25 protein-coding genes are annotated in these 20,950 nt (G+C 72.1%); 12 read left to right on the top strand and 13 right to left on the bottom strand.

Translation table 11 applies throughout. The features are described 5' to 3' along the window. Positions 1 to 29: 29 nt before the first annotated feature. A complete protein-coding gene (locus BIU98_RS11190; RefSeq protein ID WP_071275871.1) occupies positions 30 to 917 on the bottom strand; it encodes an aldo/keto reductase in 888 nt (295 codons plus the stop codon). A 229-nt stretch (positions 918 to 1,146) separates the two neighbouring features. On the opposite strand from BIU98_RS11190, the gene BIU98_RS11185 reads away from it, so the two are divergent. After that, entirely contained in the window at positions 1,147 to 1,473 is a 327-nt protein-coding gene (locus BIU98_RS11185; protein WP_071275869.1) for a hypothetical protein, read from the top strand. Positions 1,474 to 1,597: 124 nt separating this feature from the next. On the opposite strand, the gene BIU98_RS11180 is transcribed toward BIU98_RS11185, so the two are convergent. Then, a complete protein-coding gene (locus tag BIU98_RS11180) occupies positions 1,598 to 1,969 on the bottom strand; it encodes a VOC family protein (RefSeq protein ID WP_071275867.1) in 372 nt (123 codons plus the stop codon). A 94-nt stretch (positions 1,970 to 2,063) separates the two neighbouring features. Next, on the bottom strand, positions 2,064 to 2,771 hold the full coding sequence (locus tag BIU98_RS11175; RefSeq protein ID WP_071275865.1) for a YafY family protein: 708 nt from the start codon (positions 2,769 to 2,771) through the stop codon (positions 2,064 to 2,066). Positions 2,772 to 2,870: 99 nt separating this feature from the next. On the opposite strand from BIU98_RS11175, the gene BIU98_RS11170 reads away from it, so the two are divergent. After that, the gene (locus BIU98_RS11170) at positions 2,871 to 3,119 is read left to right on the top strand and encodes a hypothetical protein (RefSeq protein ID WP_139200672.1); all 249 of its coding nucleotides are present in this window, start codon (positions 2,871 to 2,873) and stop codon (positions 3,117 to 3,119) included. Positions 3,120 to 3,248: 129 nt separating this feature from the next. Here BIU98_RS11170 and BIU98_RS11165 read toward each other — a convergent pair whose 3' ends face one another. Beyond that, positions 3,249 to 3,824 (bottom strand): TetR/AcrR family transcriptional regulator, encoded by a 576-nt coding sequence (locus BIU98_RS11165; RefSeq protein WP_071275861.1) that lies wholly within the window; start codon positions 3,822 to 3,824, stop codon positions 3,249 to 3,251. Positions 3,825 to 3,885: 61 nt separating this feature from the next. On the opposite strand from BIU98_RS11165, the gene BIU98_RS11160 reads away from it, so the two are divergent. The 3 genes from BIU98_RS11160 to BIU98_RS11150 all read left to right on the top strand — a co-directional run bounded on the left by BIU98_RS11160 (position 3,886) and on the right by BIU98_RS11150 (position 6,052). After that, positions 3,886 to 4,782 carry an oxidoreductase gene (locus BIU98_RS11160; RefSeq protein WP_071275859.1) on the top strand — a complete coding sequence of 299 codons (897 nt, stop codon included), beginning with the start codon at positions 3,886 to 3,888 and terminating at the stop codon, positions 4,780 to 4,782. Beyond that, positions 4,782 to 5,168, top strand: coding sequence for a hypothetical protein (locus BIU98_RS11155; protein WP_071276489.1), 387 nt, complete (start codon positions 4,782 to 4,784; stop codon positions 5,166 to 5,168). Before BIU98_RS11160 ends, BIU98_RS11155 begins: the two co-directional genes overlap by 1 nt. 122 nt (positions 5,169 to 5,290) lie before the next feature. After that, entirely contained in the window at positions 5,291 to 6,052 is a 762-nt protein-coding gene (locus BIU98_RS11150; RefSeq protein WP_071276487.1) for an SDR family NAD(P)-dependent oxidoreductase, read from the top strand. Positions 6,053 to 6,434: 382 nt separating this feature from the next. Here the strand turns inward: BIU98_RS11150 and BIU98_RS18950 are convergent, their stop codons facing one another. Continuing rightward, entirely contained in the window at positions 6,435 to 6,644 is a 210-nt protein-coding gene (locus tag BIU98_RS18950) for a hypothetical protein (protein ID WP_139200671.1), read from the bottom strand. Between the two features lie 122 nt (positions 6,645 to 6,766). Between BIU98_RS18950 and BIU98_RS18525 the strand changes: the two genes are divergently transcribed. Continuing rightward, a complete protein-coding gene (locus BIU98_RS18525) occupies positions 6,767 to 7,036 on the top strand; it encodes a hypothetical protein (RefSeq protein WP_083393175.1) in 270 nt (89 codons plus the stop codon). 54 nt (positions 7,037 to 7,090) lie between these two features. Here the strand turns inward: BIU98_RS18525 and BIU98_RS11140 are convergent, their stop codons facing one another. Next, positions 7,091 to 8,689: a long-chain fatty acid--CoA ligase gene (locus tag BIU98_RS11140; protein ID WP_071275857.1), complete on the bottom strand. Its 1,599-nt coding sequence runs from the start codon at positions 8,687 to 8,689 to the stop codon at positions 7,091 to 7,093. Positions 8,690 to 8,843: 154 nt separating this feature from the next. Here BIU98_RS11140 and BIU98_RS11135 point away from each other — a divergent pair, with 154 nt between their 5' ends. Next, positions 8,844 to 9,650: an SGNH/GDSL hydrolase family protein gene (locus tag BIU98_RS11135; protein ID WP_175481339.1), complete on the top strand. Its 807-nt coding sequence runs from the start codon at positions 8,844 to 8,846 to the stop codon at positions 9,648 to 9,650. Between the two features lie 37 nt (positions 9,651 to 9,687). Then, the gene (locus BIU98_RS11130) at positions 9,688 to 10,548 is read left to right on the top strand and encodes an NAD-dependent epimerase/dehydratase family protein (RefSeq protein ID WP_071275853.1); all 861 of its coding nucleotides are present in this window, start codon (positions 9,688 to 9,690) and stop codon (positions 10,546 to 10,548) included. A gap of 9 nt (positions 10,549 to 10,557) precedes the next feature. Here the strand turns inward: BIU98_RS11130 and BIU98_RS11125 are convergent, their stop codons facing one another. Next, positions 10,558 to 11,124 carry a TetR/AcrR family transcriptional regulator gene (locus BIU98_RS11125; protein ID WP_071275851.1) on the bottom strand — a complete coding sequence of 189 codons (567 nt, stop codon included), beginning with the start codon at positions 11,122 to 11,124 and terminating at the stop codon, positions 10,558 to 10,560. A gap of 23 nt (positions 11,125 to 11,147) precedes the next feature. Between BIU98_RS11125 and BIU98_RS11120 the strand changes: the two genes are divergently transcribed. Together BIU98_RS11120 and BIU98_RS11115 are read left to right on the top strand one after the other, a co-directional pair. Then, positions 11,148 to 12,365, top strand: coding sequence for an MFS transporter (locus tag BIU98_RS11120; RefSeq protein ID WP_071275849.1), 1,218 nt, complete (start codon positions 11,148 to 11,150; stop codon positions 12,363 to 12,365). Between the two features lie 2 nt (positions 12,366 to 12,367). Beyond that, positions 12,368 to 12,592: a hypothetical protein gene (locus BIU98_RS11115; protein WP_139200669.1), complete on the top strand. Its 225-nt coding sequence runs from the start codon at positions 12,368 to 12,370 to the stop codon at positions 12,590 to 12,592. A 7-nt stretch (positions 12,593 to 12,599) separates the two neighbouring features. Here the strand turns inward: BIU98_RS11115 and BIU98_RS11110 are convergent, their stop codons facing one another. The 5 genes from BIU98_RS11110 to BIU98_RS11090 form a co-directional block, all read right to left on the bottom strand. Next, a complete protein-coding gene (locus BIU98_RS11110) occupies positions 12,600 to 13,499 on the bottom strand; it encodes an SDR family oxidoreductase (RefSeq protein WP_071275845.1) in 900 nt (299 codons plus the stop codon). Between the two features lies 1 nt (position 13,500). Then, on the bottom strand, positions 13,501 to 14,721 hold the full coding sequence (locus BIU98_RS11105) for a zinc-dependent alcohol dehydrogenase (protein WP_071275843.1): 1,221 nt from the start codon (positions 14,719 to 14,721) through the stop codon (positions 13,501 to 13,503). Positions 14,722 to 14,824: 103 nt separating this feature from the next. Then, the gene (locus tag BIU98_RS11100) at positions 14,825 to 16,216 is read right to left on the bottom strand and encodes an ABC transporter substrate-binding protein (protein ID WP_071275841.1); all 1,392 of its coding nucleotides are present in this window, start codon (positions 16,214 to 16,216) and stop codon (positions 14,825 to 14,827) included. Then, complete coding sequence (locus BIU98_RS11095; RefSeq protein WP_071275839.1) at positions 16,213 to 17,157, bottom strand: carbohydrate ABC transporter permease; 945 nt, start codon at positions 17,155 to 17,157, stop codon at positions 16,213 to 16,215. The genes BIU98_RS11100 and BIU98_RS11095 overlap by 4 nt, the downstream gene beginning before the upstream one ends. A 1-nt stretch (position 17,158) precedes the next feature. Continuing rightward, on the bottom strand, positions 17,159 to 18,145 hold the full coding sequence (locus BIU98_RS11090) for a carbohydrate ABC transporter permease (RefSeq protein ID WP_254787865.1): 987 nt from the start codon (positions 18,143 to 18,145) through the stop codon (positions 17,159 to 17,161). A 161-nt stretch (positions 18,146 to 18,306) separates the two neighbouring features. Here BIU98_RS11090 and BIU98_RS11085 point away from each other — a divergent pair, with 161 nt between their 5' ends. Continuing rightward, the gene (locus BIU98_RS11085; RefSeq protein WP_071275837.1) at positions 18,307 to 19,560 is read left to right on the top strand and encodes an ROK family transcriptional regulator; all 1,254 of its coding nucleotides are present in this window, start codon (positions 18,307 to 18,309) and stop codon (positions 19,558 to 19,560) included. Between the two features lie 12 nt (positions 19,561 to 19,572). Here BIU98_RS11085 and BIU98_RS11080 read toward each other — a convergent pair whose 3' ends face one another. Then, positions 19,573 to 19,860, bottom strand: coding sequence for a hypothetical protein (locus BIU98_RS11080; RefSeq protein ID WP_071275835.1), 288 nt, complete (start codon positions 19,858 to 19,860; stop codon positions 19,573 to 19,575). A 59-nt stretch (positions 19,861 to 19,919) separates the two neighbouring features. Between BIU98_RS11080 and BIU98_RS11075 the strand changes: the two genes are divergently transcribed. After that, on the top strand, positions 19,920 to 20,879 hold the full coding sequence (locus BIU98_RS11075; protein WP_071275833.1) for an SDR family oxidoreductase: 960 nt from the start codon (positions 19,920 to 19,922) through the stop codon (positions 20,877 to 20,879). Positions 20,880 to 20,950: the final 71 nt, after the last annotated feature.

Here is a 20,950-nt window from a genome sequence, read left to right as displayed (position 1 = left end):
GAGCCTCCCGTCCGTCACGGGGTTGCGTCTCACGCCTCCGGGATCGTCCGCGCGTCGAAGCGCGAGGAGTCGCCGTCCGGGTCCGGGCCGCTGCGGCGGCCGGTGTCGAGGCGGTCGAGACGGCCGAGCTCGTCGTCGGACAGCGCGAAGTCGAAGACGGCGAAGTTCTCGGCGATCCGTCCTGGGTTGGTCGACTTCGGGATCGCGTTCCGGCCCTGCTGGACGTGCCATCGGAGCATCACCTGCGCCGGCGTCTTGCCATGCACCTCGGCGATCGCGCGGATCGTCGGGTCGTCCATCACGCTGACCCGCTCGTCGCTGCCCCAGCCGGGGTAGAACGTGATGCCGCCGATCGGCGACCAGGCCTGGTCGAGGATGCCGTGCTCGGCGTCGGCCCGCTGCACGTCGGGCTGCGTGAAGTAGGGGTGCAGCTCGATCTGGTTGAGCGCCGGGATGATGTCGGTCTGCTCGAGCAGGGAGCGGAGGTGGTGCGGCATGAAGTTGCTGACGCCGATCGCGCGGACCTTCCCGTCGGCGTACAGCGTCTCGAGGGCCTTGTACGCCTGCACGGTCTTCTCGAACCGGTCGGGGGCGGGCTGGTGCAGGATCAGCACGTCGATGGTGTCGATGCCGAGCTTGCCGGAGGCCTTCTCGAACGCGTGCAGGGTCTCGTCGTGGCCGTAGTCGGTGGGGAAGACCTTCGTCTCCACGACGATGTCGTCGCGGTCGACGTCGGAGGCGCGGATCGCCTCGCCGACCTGGCGTTCGTTGCCGTAGGCGGCGGCGGTGTCGATGTGGCGGTAGCCGACGTCGAGTGCCGTGCGGACCGCGTCGACGGTGTCCTCGGGGGAGCTCTGGAAGACGCCGAAGCCGATCGGGGGGAGCTGGACGCCGTTGTTGAGCGTGATGTTGTCCATGGGGCCGACGATAGGTCGATCGAGGCCAGGGTGGCGGGGGCTGCCAGTACCTCCCTCGGCCGCTGTCGGCTGTCGGCTGTTCCACCGTGACGGGCAACGCCGAGCCCGGCGCGACCAGCGTGCCTCGCGACGGTAGCGTGGGCGTCGGAGTGGCGAGCGGCATCGGGGGAGCGGCATGCGTGAGACACCACAAGGCGTGGCAGCGGTACCCCGGTCACGGGCGACATCGGTGACGCTGGCAGTCCTCGCCCCCGTGGCGTTGCTGGTGGCCTTGGTGCCGTACGCCATCGGCGGCCTCCTCGCCCACTACGGCACTCCGGGCAGCGATCCCGGGGGCTTCGCGGGGTACGGCGTCGCCGCGCTCGTGATCGGTCTCGGCGTGCCCTTGTGGGCGCTCGTCTGGGGGATCGTGGACATCCGGCGCACCCGGCAGCTCCCGGGCAGTGCTGCGCTGCTGCTCGGTGCGTTCACGTCCGGGGTCGCCCTCTGCGTGATCCTCCCGGGGGCGATCATGATCATCCAGGCCTCGGCGATGCTGGCGGCCGCGTACGAGTGAGGCCGATGGCGTCGAGGCGATGACTGCGATGACGTCCGGTCGCCCAGTCCGCGGCAGACACCGCGTCCCGATCTGGCCGTGACGGATCCGGTTCGCGAGACTCGGGGTCTGCGAGCCGGATCGATCAGGTCGCGGGCGGGCTGAACAGGTTCACGACGTTGCCGTCCGGGTCCCGGACGAGTGCCGAGCGGTTGCCCCACGGCATCGTGGTCGGTTCGAGGACGACGTCCTCCGGCGCGGGCTGGAGCCGGGCGAAGTCGCCGTCGACGTCGGCCACTTCGAACTCGACGACCACCGAGCGGTTGGTCGCGGGTGTGAGCGCGCCGCCGAGCATCCCGACGGTGGCGGTGCTGGCGATGGCGAGGGTTCCGCCCGGTCCGGAGAACTGCGCGAAGACCGGCGCCGGGCGCTCGGCCCGCTGCCCGGTGACCTGCTCGTAGAAGGCGACGAGGCCGTCGAGGTCGTCGGTGACGATGCGGATGGATGTGAACGACATGGGGTTCCTTCGGCGCTCGGTGACGTGGAGCACCACCTTCGCCGGTCGTCGCGACACCGTTGTGTCGGTGTTCCCGGAATCGGTCCTCGCCGGGTCAGTCCTCGACGACGGGGCGCAACCGTCCGTACTGGATCGCGAGCTCGTCGGGCCTGACGGTGCGTTGCGCGGGCCGTTCGTCGGTGACCTCGAGCGAGCGCATCCGGTCCGCGCGGAACGCCCGCACGCCGTCACGCAGTCGGCACCAGGCGATGAGGTACCACTGCCCCTCCTTGCTGATCAGCCCCAGCGGTTCGACGTCGCGGACGGACTCCGCGCCGGTGCCGTCCTGGTAGCGGAGCCGAACCACGCGGTTCGACCGGAGCGCCGCGGTGAACGCAGCCGGCACCTCCGTCTCGTCCTCGTCCTCGTCGTCGCGCTCCAGGAAGTGCACGCGGGAGGCGAGCGCGCTCGCTCGAGCGGCGTCCCCGTCCGGCATCACCGCGAGCGTCTTCCTGGCGGCGGTGTGGGCCGCGTGCCGGAAGGGACTGTGCCGCAGCCCACCGAGCCCGATGAGCACCGCCAGGGCCTCGTCGAGGGTGAAGCCCGCCGGGCCGAGCGTCGCAGCCGCATCGATGACGTATCCACCGGTCCGCCCGGGTTCCGCCCAGATCGGCAGACCCGACGCCTGCAGCGCCGCGAGGTCCCGCTCGATGGTCCGCACGGACACCTCGAACCGTTCCGCGAGACGACGAGCGCTCCGCGGACGCGGCGAGGTCGCTCGGAGCTCCTCGACGAGGCCGTAGAGACGATCGGTGCGGTTCACGGAGCAATCATCCGCCACCGCGTGCTCCTGGGCCTCGCGCCCAGGAGCGGCATGTGCGATCGTGGGCAGCACCTGGTCGTGGGACGGACGGAGCGCATCGTGGACCGAGTGATCGGCTGGATCACCCTGGCGGTCGTCACGACCGTGACGGTGCTGATGGTGACCCTGGTCCAGATGACCAGCTGTGCCGATGCCGCCCCCGGCGGAGGGACGAGCTCCTGCACGACGACGCCGATGCTCGGAGTCGCCGGCTCGTGGATCGCCGGCCTCGTCGGCGCAGGTGTGGTCGCGTGCTGCATCTGGCAGGTCGTCCGGACTCGGCGGTCCGAGGGACAGACCCAGGGCTGACGCCCCACCTGGTCGCGTTCCGACGACGGGAACCGGCCAGGAGGCGGACGGGAGGCTCGGCACCCGCTCGCACCGAGCCTCCAGTCCGGCAGGTGGTCGCCGCGCAAGCGCGTGCCGGCGGCCGTGGGCTCAGCGCTGGTCCAGCTGACCCGCGACGGCGGGGAGCAGCAGGGCCACGGCGGCATCGGTGACCTCGTCGACCTGGTCGGGCGCGAGGCGGCCGGTGCTGGCCAGGGAGCTGATGCCCTCCAGCATGCCGGCCACCAGGAACGGCAGCGGACCCGGACGACCGCGGCCGTCCTCGCCGAGCATCGCGGCGCCCTGGGCGAAGAACCGGGTCGCCGCCTGGCTCGCCGGCGAACTGGCATCGCGCGGACCACCTGCGAACATCAGCTCCATGAGCCGCCCGTTCTCGAAGGCGAAGCGGACGTGGGCGTGGGCGTAGTCACTGAGGCGGGCGTGCAGGTCCTCGTGCCGGTCGGCTGTGCCGAGGGCGGCCGTGAGCTCGTCGAAGCCCTCGGCGGCGATGGCGTCCAGGAGTGCGTCGCGGTCCGGGAAGTGGCGCAGGGGCGCGCTGTGGCTGACCCCGGCGCGCTTGGCGAGCCCGCGGATCGTGACGGCCTGGGCTCCCTCCTCCATGAGCAGCTGGCGGCCCTCGGCGACGAGGACCTCTCGCAGCGAACCATGGTGGTACGGAGTGGACATGGTCCGATCGTACCGCAATGTGGACGTTGACAACAATGTGTGCGCCGTCTACATTTGCGACATGACGAACTCCACTCCCACCGCCGACCTGGCCGGGCGCACCATCCTCATCACCGGCGCCACCAGCGGCATCGGCCGGTCCACCGCGGCTGCCGTCGCCGCCAGGGGTGCCCGGGTGGTCCTCGCCGTCCGCGACACCGACAAGGGCCGGCGCGTCGCGGCCGAGCTCCCCGCGGCGGCCGACCCCCACGTCGTGCGGGCACTCGACCTGGCGGACCTCGCGTCCGTGCGCCGCTTCGCTGACGAGACGACCGAGCAGATCGACGTGCTGGTGAACAACGCGGGGGTGTCCGCGTCGACGCTCGGCCGCACGCACGACGGGTTCGAGATGCAGTTCGGCACGAACCACCTCGGGCACTTCCTGCTGACGACCCTGCTCCTGCCCCGCATCACCTCGCGCGTCGTGACCGTGTCCTCCCAGGCGGAGCGGATGGGCCGGCTCGACCTGGCGGACCTCGACTGGCGAACCCGCCCGTACGCCGGCGGTCGCGCCTACGCCGACTCGAAGCTGGCCAACCTCGCGTTCACCCTCGAGCTCGACCGTCGCCTCCGCCAGGCCGGCTCGCCCGTGCGGGCCCTCGCCGCGCACCCCGGCATCGTCGTGACGCCGATCTACGACCGTGCTGCCGCCACGAAGCCCGGCCTGTGGGACCTCCTGCTCCCGGTCATCGGCCAGGGCCCGGACCAGGGAGCCCTCCCCGTGCTGCTCGCGATCACCGCCGACCTGCCAGGAGGCTCGTTCACCGGTCCGGAGCACCTGTTCCACATGCGCGGTGGGGCCCAGGTGATCTCCGCCTCCGCCCGGGCGAAGGACGCGACCCTCCAGGCCGACCTGTGGGCGGCGTCCGAGGCCATGACCAGCACCACCGGCACCGGCACCGCACGCAGGGCGGACTGATGCCCGGCTCGCCCTGGACCAGCGTGCTCGAGCTCGACCCCGGACACGAGTACGTCGTGATGGCGACCCGCTTCACTGTCCAGTCCCGGCGTCGGCTGCTCGGCATCATGGCTTCGACGCAGCAGCTCTGGCAGTCCCTCCCGACGACGGCCGGACTCGCCGGTCACCAGTTCGCCGTCGCACCGGTGCGGGGGACGCTCTCCACCCTCACTGCCTGGCGGGACCGGCCATCGCTCGACGCGTTCGTGCGCGGCCCGCTGCACGCATCGCTCGCCACGGACACACGTCCGCTGATGCAGGCCAGCCGGTTCGTGGACTGGGTCACCCTCGGGTCCGACCTGCCCCCGACGTGGCGAGGAGCGGACGACCGGCTCGACGCCGCGTGAACGACCGGCTCGACGCCGCGTGGACGACCGGCTCGACGCCGCGTGGACACACGGTCGCACCGAGGGGCCCCACCGCGACGCAGCGGTGCAGACTGAGCGTCTCCGACCCCGAAGGACACCCCATGCAGCCCCTGACCCTCGACGGCTCCGTCGCCCTCGTCACCGCCGCCTCCCGCGGGATCGGCCGCGCGATCGCGCTCGACCTCGCCGAGCACGGCGCCGACGTCGCCCTCGGCGTCCGGGACCCCGACGCCGCAGCCGAGCTGGCCGACACGATCCGGGGCATGGGCCGCCGCGTGGCCGTGGTCCGGATGGACGTCACGGACCTCGCCGCGTGTCGATCGGCGGTCGACGACGTGGTCGCGGAGCTCGGGACGATCGACGTGCTCGTGAACAACGCCGGCGGCGGGATCGTGGAGGACGCCCTCGACGTCACCGAGGAGCACTTCGACACGGTGTGGGAACTGAACACCAAGTCGACGTTCTTCGTCTCGCAGCACGTCGCGAAGCACATGCGGACGGCCGGCGGCGGCTCGATCGTGAACATCGCGTCCCAGGCCGGTCTCGTCGCGCTGCCAGGGGAGTCGTCCTACTGCCTGAGCAAGGCGGCCGTGATCCACATGACCAAGTGCCTCGCCGTCGAGTGGGGGCAGTACGGCATCCGGGTGAACGCCGTCGCCCCGACGTTCGTGGAGACCGAGGGGACCGCGCCCGCCCTCTCCGACGAGGCGTTCCGCGCCGACACCGTCGAGCGCATCGCCGCCCTGCACCGCATCGGCCAGCCCCGAGAGGTCGCGGCGGCGGTCACCTTCCTGGCCGGCGAGGGTGCCTCGCTGATCACCGGGACGGCCCTGCCGATCGACGGCGGCTGGACGGCACGCTGACCCGGGCACGGTCGGGGACCTGTGCGGTCCCGCAGCAGCACTGGTGCTCCTCTGCAGGGGATGCTGGGACGGTCGTCGAGACCGCACCGGAGGAGGCCCGATGCCGCACGTGACCCGACGGACACTCCTGCTGGGAGCCGGATCGACGGTGGCCGCTGCCGCCGCGGCCGGCCTCCTCGTCGAGAACGGCGTCCTGCCAGGACGGGCCCGCGTCGAACGGGTGCTCGGCCTGACCGGCGCAGCGGGGACGGTGCCCGACACCCGGACCGGGCCGTCGCTCAGCGGACACTTCACGTCCGCAGCACGTGCGGGAGCCCGGACCGGCTGGACGATCAGCTGGCCGCCCGGGTCCGGCCCGGGTGACGCCCTGCCCGTCGTGGTGTCACTCCACGGGCACGGCGGCGACCACCGGAGCAGCTTCGGCCGCGGGCTGCACCTCGACCGGTTCCAGGCCCGTGCCCGCCGGGACGGGGGACCGGCCGTGGCGATCGCCTCCGCCGACGGCGGGGACGACTACTGGCACGCCCGCGCGGACGGTCGCGACCCGCAGCGCATGCTCGTCGAGGAGTTCCTGCCGCTCCTGGCCGGGCACGGGCTCGACATCCGACGGCTCGGCCTGCTCGGGTGGTCGATGGGGGCGTACGGCGCCCTGTTGGTCGGCAGCGCCCTCGGGCCACGCCGGGTCCGCGCGGTCGCCGCGATGTCGGTCGCGCTGTGCCGACACCGGCGCGAGCGGCGTCCGGCGCGTTCGACGGTGCCGCGGACTTCGCGCGGAACGACCTCACCAGGCGGACGTCCGCGATCGGCGCCCTGCCGGTCCGGATCGTGTGCGGCACGGGCGACGCCTTCTGCCCCGGCAACGAGCAACTCGTGGCCGCCGTCACACCGCGACCGGCGTCGGCCTTCACGCTCGGCGCGCACGACTGGGACTACTGGCGCCGGGTCGCGCCGGAGCAGCTGGCGTTCCTCGCGGAACGGCTCTGACGCGACGGCCCGACGGCTCGACCGCTCGGCGGCTCGACCCGGGGAACCACCCGGTCAGGAGGCCGTGGCCGGCTCCGCCTGTCCGCTGAACTGCTCCACGAGGGTGCGTTTCAGGACCTTCCCGCTCGGCCCGAGCGGGAGCGCGTCCACGACGTGCACGACGCGCGGGAACTTGTACGCCGCGATCTCCGTCGACACGAAGGTGACCAGCTCCTCCGGGGTCACGGTGGCGTCGGCGCGCAGGACCACGGCCGCCTCGATCTCCTGTCCGTGCAGCTCGTGCGGAACGCCGAACACGGCGGCCATGGTGACGTCGGGGTGGGTCGCGAGGACCTCCTCCACCTGCCGCGGGTACACGTTGTAGCCGTTCCGGATGATCATGTCCTTCGTCCGGTCGACGATCGTCAGGTAGCCGTCGTCGTCCTTCGTGCCGAGGTCGCCCGTGCGGAACCAGCCGTCGACGATCGCCGCCGCGGTGTCCTCCGGCCGGTCGAGGTACCCGTTCATGAGGTTGTGGCCGCGGATCACGAGTTCGCCGACCTCGCCGCGCGGCAGGAGCACGATGTGCTCGGCCGTCGCCGGGTCCGCGATCTCGACGTCGACGCCCCACACCGGGGTACCGATGGTCCCGGGGTGCGGCGGGGTGCCGACGTGGTTGAACGTCGCGACGGGGGAGGTCTCGGTCAGCCCGTAGCCCTCGTGCACGGGGGCGCCGTAGACCTGCTGGAAGCGCTCGAGCACGGCGAGCGGCAGCGACGCCCCACCGGAGATCGCGTAGCGGAGCGACGGGCGGTCCTCGCTCCGGGTCGCCGCGTCGAGCAGCGCCATGTACATCGTCGGCACGCCCATGAAGATCTCGCAGCCGTGATCGACCATCGCGGCGAGGGCCGAGTCGCCGTCGAACTTCGGCAGCATCACGATCGTCGCGCCGGCGCGGAACCCGGTGTTCATCGTGCAGGTCTGCCCGAACGTGTGGAACAGCGGCAGCGCCCCGAGGAGCACGTCGCCGTGGCGCATGTCGAACGTGGTGAGCAGGTTCGTGTTCACCTGCTCGAGCAGGGCGAAGTGCGACCCCTCGGCACCCTTCGGCTGGCCGGTCGTCCCGCTCGTGTAGAGGATGGTCGCGGTGTCGAACGGGTCGCGGGGCACGTACGTGGTGAGGGGCTCGCTCGACCCGGCCAGGGCCTCCAGGCGGTCGGGTGCGTCGTCACCGTCGGCCGACGCGGCCGGCGCGAGCACCGTGAGGACGTCGACCCCGGCCAGTGCGGCTCCGGCGGCGCCCTCGCCGAGCAGCGGGGCGGCGCACACGAGGAGGCTCGCAGCGCTGTCGCGGAGCACGTACTCGATCTCGCGGCGCTTCAGGAGCGCGTGGACGGGGACCGCGACCGCCCCGAGCGCGAGCGTGGCGTAGTAGACGCGCGGGAAGTCGGCCACGTTCGGCACCAGCATCGCGACGCGGGCTCCCTCGGTGACGCCACGGGCACGGAGCGCACCGGCGTAGGCCAGCGTCTCGGACCAGAGCTCGGCGTAGGTGGTCCGCTGGTCGCCGACCACGACGGCGACGTCGTCCGGGTAGCGCGCCGCCGACTCGGCCAGGATCGCGGCGACGGACGCCGTGGCACGGGTCCTGCTGGTGGTGGTGGTCTCGGGCATGCCGGGCTCCGTCTCCGTTGACGAGGGGTTCCTCAGGATCATACGGCGGGCGCCCGACCTCGGCCCGGAACGCACGCTGCGCGGGCCGGGAGGCTCGTGGCGGCCTGGCACCGGGCCTCCCGTCCGGCGGGTCCACGCGCTAGGTTCGGTGTCCGTGGCCTCCAAGTCCGTGCTCCGCATGTCCGCGCTCCTCGGCGCCGTGACCACCGTCGTCGTGGGCGCTGCCGTCGCCACCTGGGTGCTCGCCCCGACGGCACCGGCCCCCGCGTCCACACCGGCCTCGTCCGCCGCGGCACCGCCGACGTCCGCGGCCACGCCCGCGGCACCGGGAGCGACCGCGGCCACACCGGCGGCCACGCCCGCGGCGACGGAGGGGACCGCGGCCACGTCAGCCACCTCGGCGAAGGTCACCTACACGTTCGCCGGCGACAGCGTCACCCAGGCGAACAACACCTGGTCCTGGACGAAGTACGTCCGAGCCACCCGTGCGACCTCGGTCGGCGGGGTCGCCAGCGCCGGGGCCACGTCGGCCACGATCGCCGCGTCGGCCACCCGGCGGGACGCCGACGTGCTCGTCGTCATGATCGGCGTCGACGACGTCCGGTTCGGCATCTCCCCGACCACGGTCCGACGGAACGTCAGCACCATCGTGGGGAAGGTCCACGCCCGGCACGTCGTGATCGCCGCGATCCCGCCGTGCAACCTGACCGACTACGGCCCCGACCACGTCGACCGCGCCACCGCGGGGTACGCCCTGAACCGGTCGCTGCAGGAGTACGCCTCCTCCCGCGGGTGGGGCTGGGTCGACCCGTTCTCCTCGGTGCGCCGCGTCGACGGCACGTGGACGCCCGGTGCGTCGTTCAAGGACGGCGTGCACCCCGCCGTCGCGACGGCGAAGACCTTCCTCGGGCCGCGCATGACGGTCGCGATCACCCAGGCCGTGGCCGGCGCGAAGCCGTAGCGGGACGTCCGGGCGCCCGGCCCGTAGTGTCGTCCGGGTGAGTGTGATCATCGCCGGGTGCGGCGACCTCGGCATCGAGGCAGGACTCCGGTTCGCAGCGGCCGGCCACCGCGTCGTCGGACTCCGGCGCCGCGCCGAGCTGGTCCCCGACCCAATCGAGGGGCGGTCCGTCGACCTGCGGCACGAGGTGCCGGCGATCGACCAGGACGCCGAGGTCGTCGTCGTGGCGCTCGCTGCCGGCAGCCGGCAGGTCGAGGAGTACCGCGCGACCTACGTCGACGGGCTGCGGAACGTCCTGGACGGCATCGCCGCCGCCCACGTCGCGCCGCGGCTCCTGGTGGTCTCGTCGACGGCCGTGTACGACGTCGAGGACGGCGCGACGGTGACCGAGGACACCCCGGCCCGCGGCGGCACGCCGACGGCGGACGTGCTGCTCGAGGCCGAGGCGCTGCTCCGCGAGCGGGCACCCGAGGCCGTCCTCGTGCGGCTCTCCGGGATCTACGGACCCGGTCGTGAGCGGCTGGTCGACCAGGTCCGGAGCGGGGCAGCTCGTCTCGCGCCGACGCCCGACGGCTCGATGCTGACGAACCGCGTCCACCGGGACGACGCCGCCGCCGCGATCGTGCACCTCGCCGCGCTCGACACCGTGCCGCCCGTGGTGCTCGGCACCGACGACGAACCCGTCCGCCTGGACGCGGTGCTGCGGTTCCTCGCGACGGAGCTCGGGCTGCCGGAGCCCCCGGTCCGGACCGAGGGCGACGCCGACCGACGTGCGGGTGGCGGCGAGAAGCGGCTGTCGAACGCGCTGCTCCGCTCGACCGGGTTCACCTTCGCGTACCCGACGTACCGCGAGGGGTACCGCGCTGTCCTGGCGGGCGAGGGCACGCGCCACCCCTGACCGAACTGCTCAGCGGTCCGCAGCGTCGAGCAGCGTGCCGGCCACCGCGCGCGCCACGGTCGTGTCGTACCCGGGGTCGCGCAGCCGCATCGCGAGCGAGCCGGACACCACGAGTGTCAGCTGTTCGCCGACCGTCGGCGCAGTGTGACCGACGACTTCCTCGGCCAGCGCCGTCAGCCGTGACCGCAGTACGTCCGACTCGACGTCGAGCACGGCCCGGATCTCGGCGGGCGCGTCCGCGTACTCCGACGCCGTCCCGAGGAACGCGCACCAGCGGGAGGCGTCCGAGCGCGTCCGGAAGGCGTCCAGCGCGTCGAACACGGCGAGGACCCGGCCGCGCGGCGTCGTCGCGGCCTCGACCGCGCGGGTCCAGGTGTCCTCCCAGTCCTGCTGCCGACGGGTGAGCGTCGCAGCGACCAGGGCCTCCTTGCTCGGCCACCCACGGTAGAGCGTCGCCGACGAGACCCCGGCGCGCTCGAGGACGGCGTCCACCGAGGTCGCCGCGATGCCGCGCGCGAAGAAGAGCTCCTCGGCGGCGTCGAGCAGCTTCCGCTCGGTTCCTGCACGCATCGCCATGCCAGCACCCTAGACTCCCAAAAGTGAAACGATCGTTTTCGAATAGGCCGCACCCGACCGCGCTCGTCATCGCCGGGACCGCGCTGATCGCCGTGACGTACGGGCTCGTCCGCCTGGCGTACGGCCTGGTGCTGCCCGACGTGCAGGCGGACCTCGGGCTGAGCGCCAGCGCCGCCGGTGGCATCGCGTCCGGGGCCTCGCTGCTGTACTGCGTCGGTGCGGTCGTCGGCTTCGTCCAGGCGGCACGACAGCCGCGCGCCCTCGTCGTCGCCGCCGCGCTCACCGCGGCCGTCGGCTCCGTGGGGATGGCGCTGGCTCCGGGCACGGCGGTGTTCGGCGCCGCCGCGGTGCTCGGCAGCGCGGGTGCCGGGCTCGCCTCGCCGGCGCTCGTCCAGGTGGTGACGCGGAACGTCGCGCCGACGGGTGTCTCCCGCGCGCAGACGGTCGTGAACTCGGGCACGGGACCCGGGCTGGTGGCCGCCGGGCTCGTCGCCTTCGTGGTGCTGCCGGACTGGCGCACGGCGTGGCTCGTCGCGGCGGGCGCCGCGGTCCTCGCCGGTGCAGCCGTCCTGCTGCTCGACGCCGCGGGCACCCGCGACCCGCACGACACCGGCACCGACGGCACCGCCGCACTCCACCGCCCGACCCGGTCCTGGTTCCGCCGCCACACCACCCCGCTCGTCGCCGCAGGGCTGCTCGGTGCCGGCTCGGCTGCCGTCTGGAACACCGGCCGCGCGGCCCTCGTCGCCGCGGGCGCCGACCGGACGACCTCGATCGTGGCCTGGATCGCGATCGGCGTCGGGGGAGCAGCCGTCGTGCTGACCGCGAGACGGCTGGACGACCTGGGGCTCCGGTGGACGTGGGTGGTCACGGTGACGGCCGTGGCCCTCGGGACGCTCGCCCTCGGTCTCGCCGCCGGGCAGGTCGTGGTCGCGCTCCTCGCCTGCGTGGTCTTCGGCTGGGGCTACACGGCCGCGACGGGCGCGCTCCTCACCTGGACCGCCGCGATCGACCCCGAGCGTGCCCCCGCGGGCGCGTCGATGCTCTTCGTCGTCCTCGTGCTCGGTCAGGCGGTCGGCGCGGCGGTGGCGGGCGCCGCTGTCGACGCGGTCGGCTACGGCGCGACCCTGGTGGGTGCCGCGGTGGTGACCGCGCTCGCCCTGGTCGCGACCACCCGCCGGACGGGAGGCCCGGTGCCGGCCCGCACCGAGCCTCCCGTCCGCCATGGGGCAGGATGGTGACCGTGAACCCTCAGGAGCAGCAGCCCCGGTGGCGGAAGACGTGGTCGATGGTCCAGGTCGGCGTGCTGTCGGCCGCCGTCGTCACCCTCATCGTCCTGTTGGTGACCGGTGACGGCACCCTGGACCGCGTCTACGCGGTCGCCCTCGTGTTCTTCGGGATCGCACTGCTCGGGCACACGACGTTCCTCGTGTACACGGCGCGGCTCGAGCAGCGCGACCGCCGCTGACGTCAGGTCAGGGGGTGACCATGCCCCCGTTGACGTTGAGCGTCTCGCCGGCGACGAAGCTCGACTCCTGCGACGCCAGGAACACGTATGCCGGGGCGAGCTCGGCCGGCTGGCCGGCGCGGCCCATCGGCGACTCGCTGCTGCCGAACTCGGGCAGCGACTCGGGGTCGACGCCGCCGGTGACCTGGAGCACCGACCAGGTCGGGCCGGGCGCCACGATGTTCACGCGGATCCCGCGCTCGACGAGCAGCTGCGACAGCCCCTTCGAGAAGTTGTTGATCGCGCCCTTCGTCGCCGCGTAGTCGAGCCGGTCGGGGGCGGGCTGGTAGGCCTCCATCGACGCGGTCGTGATGATCGTCGACCCGGGCTGCAGGTGCGGCAGCGCGGCCTTCACGAGCCGGAACAGCGCGAAGACGTTGACGTCGAAGGTCTCCTCGAACTGCTCGTCGGTGATGTCGAGCAGGTCCGGCTGCCAGCGCTGCTTGCCGGCGACGCTGACCAGGGCGTCGAGCCCGCCGAGGCCGGCCACGGCCTCCTCGACGAGTCGGCCGGCGTAGGAACGGTCGCGCAGGTCGCCGGGGATCGCGACGGCGGTGCGGCCCGCGGCCCGGATCTGCTCGATGACGTGGTCGGCGTCCTCCTGCTCGTCGGGCAGGTACGCGAGGGCGACGTCGGCGCCCTCGCGGGCGTAGGCGATCGCGACGGCTGCGCCGATGCCGGAGTCGGCGCCGGTGATGAGTGCCTTGCGGCCGGCGAGGCGGCCGGTGCCGCGGTAGCTGTCCTCGCCGAGGTCCGGCACGGGCGTCATCCGGGACTGGAGGCCCGGCTCGGGCTGGGTCTGCGGCTCCGGGGAGACGTCCGGGTAGCGGGAGCGGGGGTCGCCGAACTCGTACTGGTCGGTGGGCATGTCAGTTGGCCTCCAGTTCGACCTTGATCCAGCCGGGCTCGCGCCGGTCGAAGGCCGCGTACGCGTCGATGGCCGAGCCGAAGGACTCGTGCTCGGTGATGAGGGCCGTCGGGTCGAACTGTCCGGCGGCGACCATGTCGATGAGCGGTGGCGTGACCGAGTGATGGTCGCAGTTGCCCATCCGGATGGTGAGGTTCTTGTTCATGGCCTGCCCGATCGGGTACCGCTCGGCGGTGGGGCCGTACACGCCGATGATGCCGATGCGGCCGTACTTGGCGACGACCTCGACGGCCCACTGGGCGACCTGCGACGGACCGTCGCCGGGCTTCCACTGCTGGGCCTCGCCGAAGCCGTCGGGCTGGGCGTCCGGGGCGACCTGGCGGACCTCGGCGTCGAACGCGGCGGCCTGCTCGTCGGACACGGCTGCCGGGCCGCGCTTCGGCCGTTCGGCGTCGACCCCGACGGCGTCGATCACGGCGTCGGCACCGACGCCGTTCGTCAGGTCCATGACCGCCTGCACCGGGTCCTCGCGGTTGTAGTCGACGACCTCGCAGTGCTGGGCGAGGGCCGCGGCGAGGCGGGTCTCCTCCCCGTCGACGACGATCACGCGGCCGGCGCCCTGCTTGAAGGCGGACGCGGCGGCGAACTGGCCGACGATGCCGGCACCGAAGACCACGACGACGTCGCCGCGGGTCACTCCGGCGAGCTCGGCACCGAACCAGCCGGTGGGGAAGATGTCGGAGAGCAGGATGGCCTGCTCGTCGCTGACGTTCTCGGGCAGCGGGTGCATGGTGTTCTGCGCCCACGGCACGCGCACGACCTCCGCCTGCAGGCCGTTCACCGGACCGGTGGACTCGGGGCCGCCGAAGAAGCTCGTGCCCGCCTGGGGGCCGTTCGGGTTCGCGACGTCACACTGCGCCGTCTGGCCCATGCGGCAGTACCGACATGCGCCGCAGGAGATCGTCGAGTTGATGACGACCCGGTCACCGGGGCTGAAGCCGCGCACGGCGTCGCCGACCTCGGTCACGACACCGACGGCCTCGTGTCCGAGGATCGTGCCCTCCTGCATCGGCGCCATCGTGCCGCGGACGAAGTGCAGGTCGGTGCCGCAGATCGCGCTCTTCGTCACCCGCACGATCGCGTCGTGCGGGTCCTGGATCGTCGGCTCTGGCACCTCGTCCAACCGGATGTCCCCGATGCCGTGCCACACCACTGCGCGCATGTGCTCTTCCTTCTGTCGTCGACCGTCGTTCGCGGACCAGCCAACGCGCGTCGAGCTTGGCGTCGGCTCGGGACCGTGCGCGAACCGGACTCCGAGGGCGCTGCTACACGCTGACCTCGTCGTAGTCCTTCGGCAGCCGGAAGGGCGAGTACGTCTGCATCATCGGGTCGACGCGGGCCTGCGCCCGCTCGACGGCTTCCTGCGGGGTCGCGGTGCCGAGCAGCACGCTGGAGCGGGCGTCGGCGAGGGAGTCCCACCACACGCCGCCGACGGGCAGGGGCGGGCGGCAGGTGGAGTCGGGCATCGACTCGGTGAAGAACCGGATCGACTTCGCCGACCCCTTCGGGTCCTCCAGCGCCGCGATGTTCGACGGCACGCTGGTGGCGGGGACCATGTAGGTCTCCTGGCCGCGCTTGCCGGTGAAGTACTTCATCAGCTCCCACACCGCCTTCGTCTTCTTCGACCCCTTCGGCAGGCACAGCGCGAAGCCGCCGGACCAGGTGTACTTCGGGTCGTCGGCCTGCTGTGTGGGCAGGTACGCGACGCTCCAGTCGAGGTCCTTCGGCCCGTAGTTGTCGAACGTCTGGATGGTGGACGGCACGCTCACCATGAAGGCCATCCGGTTCGCCAGGAACGCCGTCTGGCCCGGCGGGTGCCCGGTCGGCTCGTAGGTGGCGATGAACGTGTCGGCTGCTCGGTACCCGTACCGCTTCGCCCACTCCTCGTAGAACTCGTAGACGCTCCGGACGCCGTCCGAGTCCATCGTCATGCGGGAGTCGGCCTGGTCGAAGTACGACGCCCCGAGACCGAGCCCCCAGGTGAACGGCCATCCCTCGCCGTACCAGGGGAGCAGCCCCATGTGCGTGTAGTCCCCGCCGGACTTCTTCGTGAGCCGCTCGCTCACCTCGGCCATCCGGGCCATCGTGACGGGGCCGTTCTGCTCCCAGTCGAACTCGTCGAGGTCGATCCCCGCGTCGGAGAGCATCGTGCGGTTGACGAACATGCCGCGGGCGTCGGTGTCGTGTGGCAGCCCGTAGGTCTTCCCCTGGTAGGTGAGCTCGCCGACGGTGAACCCGAGCCAGTCGGCCAGGAACGCGTCCTTGGGCTGGTCCTCGAACTCCGCGATGAGGTCGTCGATCGGTTCGATGAGCCCGATCGCGGCGTACTGCGCGGCACTGAACCGGTCGAGCAGCCACAGGTCGGGAGCCGTCCCACCGCGGACGGCGGTGATCACGCTGGTGGCGTCGCCGGTGCCCTGCGACGGCACCTGGTTCACGTTCACACGGATCTCCGGGTGCAGCCGCTTGAACTGCTCGATGACCTTCGTCTGGAACGGCACGAACGTCCCCGTGACGCCCCAGAGCGAGACGGTGTCCGGGTCGCTCCGGGTGCCCGACCCGCTCGCGCAGGACGCGGCGAGCAGGGCGAGCGCCCCGGCCCCGCCCGTCGCGGCGGCCGTGCGGAGGAAGGTACGGCGGTCGAATGCGGTGCTCACTTGAAGCTCCCGATCTGGATGCCCTTGAGGAACGTCCGCTGGAAGAAGAAGAACAGGACGACGAGCGGCAGGATGATCAGGATCGACGCCGCCATCAGCTGGTTGAACTGGAAGTCCGCGCTGTTGTTGAGGCGGAACACCTGCAGGCCGATCGACAGGGTCTGCACGTCCTGGTCCTGCAGGTAGATCAGGGGACCGAGGAAGTCGTTCCACGCCCCGACCGCGGCGAAGATCCCGACCGTGACGAGGGCCGCCTGCGCCTGCGGGAACACGATCCGCCACAGGATCCGCCACTCCGACGCACCGTCCATGCGGGCGGCGTCGAGCAGGTCCTTCGGGATCTGCAGCAGGAACTGCCGGAGCAGGAACACGTAGAACGCGGACCCGAACAGGCTCGGGACGACGAGCGGCAGGAACGTGTTGATCCAGCCGAGCCGGGCGTACAGGTCGAACATCGGGATGAGGGTCACCGGGAACGGGATGAACAGCGTCGCCAGCACCACGTAGAACATGCGGTCACGACCACGCCACTGGATGCAGGAGAACCCGTACGCGATGACGAGGTTCGACGCCATCGAGAACACCGTCACCAGCACGGTGATGATGAGCGTGTTCCGGAAGAAGGTGAAGAACGGCATCGCGTTCACGGCGTCGCCGAAGTTCGACCAGTCCAGCCACTGCGGGAACCACGTCGGTGGGAACGCACCGAGCTCGCTGTTGCCCTTCAGCGCGGAGATCACCATCCAGTAGATCGGGACCAGGAACAGCAGGCTCATCGCGATGAGCACCGCTCGGGCCCCGATCGACGACCACACGGACCGGACGGAGCCGTCCGCGTTCCGCGACCGGTCGGCCCGGGCGTTCCGACGGTCCCTCGGCCGCACGTCCTCGATGGACGACGTCTCGGTGCCCACGTGGGGGGAGTCCTTCTGCATGGTCATGTCACTCCCCGCTCACGTCGTAGTTCACGAACCGCCTGGACAGCCAGTACACGAGCCCGGACAGGACCATCCCCGCCAGGAACAGCAGCACCGCCATCGCACTCGCGAACCCGAGCTGCGCGTAGCTGAACGCGTTCTTGTAGAGGTAGAGCATGTAGAACAACGTCCCGTTGTCCGGCGACCCGAGCCCACCCGTCCCCGAGGAGATGACGTACGCCTCGGTGAACACCTGCAGGCCGTTGCTGATCCCCGTGATGAGGTTGAACAGGATCGCGGGGGAGATGAGCGGCAGCGTCAGCGCGAAGAACTGCCGCACCGGACCGGCCCCGTCCACCCGGGCAGCCTCGTACAAGGTCTTCGGGATGCCCCGCATGCCGGCCAGGAACACCAGCGCCGCGTTGCCGGCACCCATCTGCGCCAGCGCCACGATGACGAGCTTCGCCGTCGTCGGGTCACCCAGCAGGTTCGTCGCCGGCACCCCGAAAAGCTTCAGTGCCTGGTTCACGATGCCCGTCTGCGGGTTCACCAGCACCACGAAGATGAACGCCAGCGCGAAGGTCGGGATGAGCGACGGGATGTACAGCGCCGTCCGGTACCAGCTGATCTCCTTCACGTCCTGGTTCATCGCCAGGGCGATCACGATCGCGACGACGATCCCGACCGGCACCGCGATCGCCGCGTAGAACAGCGTGTTCCCCACCGCCGTGTGCACGAGCGGGTCGATCACCGCGGCGACGTAGTTGCCGAACCCGACGAACGTCGCCCCGTTCATGCCGGAGTACCGCGTCAGGCTGATCACGAACGAGTAGATCAACGGGTACGCGACGAACACGAGCACCCCGACGATCCAGGGGGAGATGAACGCGATGCCGATCCGGACCCGACGCTTCTCGGCGGCGGTCCACGGGACCTTCCTGCCGCGGCGCCCGGTGGTGCCGGGCGGGTCCGTGGGTCGCGTTGCGGTGGCCGGGCGAGTGGTCGTCGTCACGGGCGTCCCTTCGGGTTCCCCGGCCACCTCGGAGGGACCGCGGGCGCCGCCACGTCGATGTGGCTGCTGGCGGGACTGATCAATCCAATTGATTGACAAATCCGCTTGGTGAGTGATGCTAGGGACCATGGTCGGACACCGTCAAGGACCGAGGCGCTGAGGTGGCCGCCGGGCAGGACGACGCCCGACTCGGGTCCCACAACCGCCGACTCGTCCTCGATCTGGTCCGTCGCAACGGCCCCCTGACCCGGGCGGCCGTCCGCACCGCCACCGGCCTGACCCCGCAGACCGTCTCGAACATCACCGCCCGACTGCTCGCCGACGGCCTGGTCCGCGAGGCCCCGGCGACACCCGGCACCCGCACCCCGCGAGCACTCACCCTCGCCCCCGACGGACGCTCCGCCGTCGGCGTCCACATCGACCCCGCCCAGGTCACCGTCGTCCTCCTCGACCTCGCCGGCGGCCTGGTCACCGCCCGCCACCTCGGAGCCGCCGACCCGCTCGACCCCGCCGCCACGCTCGACCGGATCGCCGACGCCGTCGAGGACGTCCTCACCACCAGCGGCGTCGACCGCCGCCGGGTGAGCGGCATCGGCGTCGCCACACCCGGACCCCTCGACGCCGAGCCGCCAGCCGCCACCGTCCTCGGCACCCCCGCACAGCTCACCGGGTGGGCCGGCACCCCCATCGCCGTCGCACTCGCCACCCGCACCGGCCTGCCCGTCCACGTCGAGAAGGACGCCGTCGCCGACGCGCTCGCCGAGTGGTGGACCGCCACCAGTACCGAGGACCTCGTCGCCGTCTACCTCGGCCACGGCGTCAGCGCCGGCATCGTCGTCGACGGCCGGGTCGTCCGCGGCGGCACCGGCAACGCGGGGGAGTTCGGCGGCATGCCCGTCCACGCCCACGGCGGCTGGACCGCGCTCTGGCAGGCCTGCCAGCCCTTCCAGCAGGTCCGACGGGGCATCGCCGCGGGACTGCTCCCCGGCGTCCCCAGCCCCGACCCGGAGGACCCCGCGGCTGTCCGCGCCGCCTTCGAGCGCCTCTGCGCCGGCCCCGCCGCACACGACCTCGTCGCCCAGGCCGGCACGGCGCTCGGCTCCGCGCTGGCCCACGTCGTGGAGCTCCTCGACCTGCCCCGCGTCGTCGTCGGCGGGAGCGCCGCACTGGCCGGCGGAGCGACCTTCCTCGACGCCGTGCGCGCCCGGCTCGCCGAGCGGCTGCCCCTGGCAGTCCCGGCGGTCGCCTTCACGACGCTCGGCGAGGACGTCGTCGCCCGCGGCGCCGCCTGCGCGGTGCTGGCAACAACAGCGGCGTCGGCCGCCCCCGTACCGCCGGTCCGGCTCGCCGACAGGGTCCCGTCCACACGGTCAGGAGGCTCGTCCCGCCGCCGCGACATCGCCCACCCCTGGTAGCGGGTCGGGTCCTCAGTCCCCGGCGGCGACGTGCAGCAGGAGCGGGCCGAGCAGCCCGACGACCCAGATCGCGACGATGGCCGCGGCGCCGATCGCGAGTCCTCGGCGCTTCCACCGTCGTCGCGGCGTCGGTGGTGTCTCGCCCCACATCTGCGTGCGGACGAGCAACCGGTTCGCCTCACCGACCAGGTGTCGGATCTCCGGGTCGTCGAGGTCGAGGCGTCCCTCGCGGGCATGCTCCGCGATCGCGGTCGCCTCCTCGAGGGAGAGCCCGTCGCTGGTGCCGTTCCGACCTGCCATGGCGCCATCGTCCCACGACCTCGGGAGGACGGTCAGCCGGATGCGCGTATCGAGGAGGCATGGGAAAACGGTTCCGCGGACAGGTCGTCGTCATCACCGGAGCATCGAGCGGGATCGGTCGTGCCGCAGCGCACGAGTTCGCCCGGCGCGGTGCGACGCTCGTGCTCGCCGCACGCAGTCACGACAGCCTCGAGGCCGCCGCCGCCGAGTGCCGGAAGCTCGGTGCCGAGGCGATCGCGATCCCGACCGACGTCGCCGACGAGCGCCAGGTGAAGGACCTCATCGGCACCGTCACCAGCCGGTACGGCAAGATCGACGTCTTCGTCGGCAACGCGGCGCTCTTCGTCTACGGCCTGTTCGAGCAGACCCCGACCGAGGCCTTCAAGCGCGTCGTCGACACGAACCTCTACGGCCACCTCAACGCCGTCAAGTACCTGCTCCCGCACTGGAAGCAGCGCGGCCGGGGCACCTACGTGCTCGTCGGCAGCATCCAGTCCCTGCTCTCGGCGCCGTACCAGTCGGCGTACGTCACGAGCAAGCACGCCGCGCTCGGCCTGGTCGACGTGCTCGGGGACGAGTTCGCCGGCACCGGCATCGAGTTCACCACGTTGATGCCCTCGACGATCGACACCCCGATCTACCAGAACGGCGCCAACTACACCGGGAAGAACTCGCACCCGCTGCCGCCGACGGTCTCTGTCGAGCGGGCGGGCAAGGCGGTCGTGCAGGCCGCTGTCCACCCGAAGCGCTACCGCTTCGTCGGCCGCATCCAGGCGTCGCTCGTGCCGCTGCAGTACGTGTTCCCCGGGCTGTTCCACAAGATCACGAAGCCGATGGTCGAGATCTTCGCGCTCCGCGGCACGCAGGCGCCCACCGACGGCAACCTGTACCAGCCCGCCGACGCGGGCAACGCGACGAATGGTGGATGGGTCGCGAAGCGCCGACGCGTCACGCGCCCGCTCGTCTGGCTCGGCGCCGCTGCCGCGGTCACGGCCCTGCTGGCCGGCCGCCGCCGCTGACGGTCTGCCGACCGCATCGAGGGAGCAGACGATGTCGGGTCGCCTCCGCGCACCCGACGTTTCCTGCTCCC

This window comes from Curtobacterium sp. MMLR14_010 (genome assembly GCF_001865015.1).
Taxonomy (GTDB): domain Bacteria; phylum Actinomycetota; class Actinomycetes; order Actinomycetales; family Microbacteriaceae; genus Curtobacterium.
The sequence above is the reverse complement of the archived record's forward strand: the minus strand, read 5'-3'. Positions and strand labels throughout refer to the sequence as shown.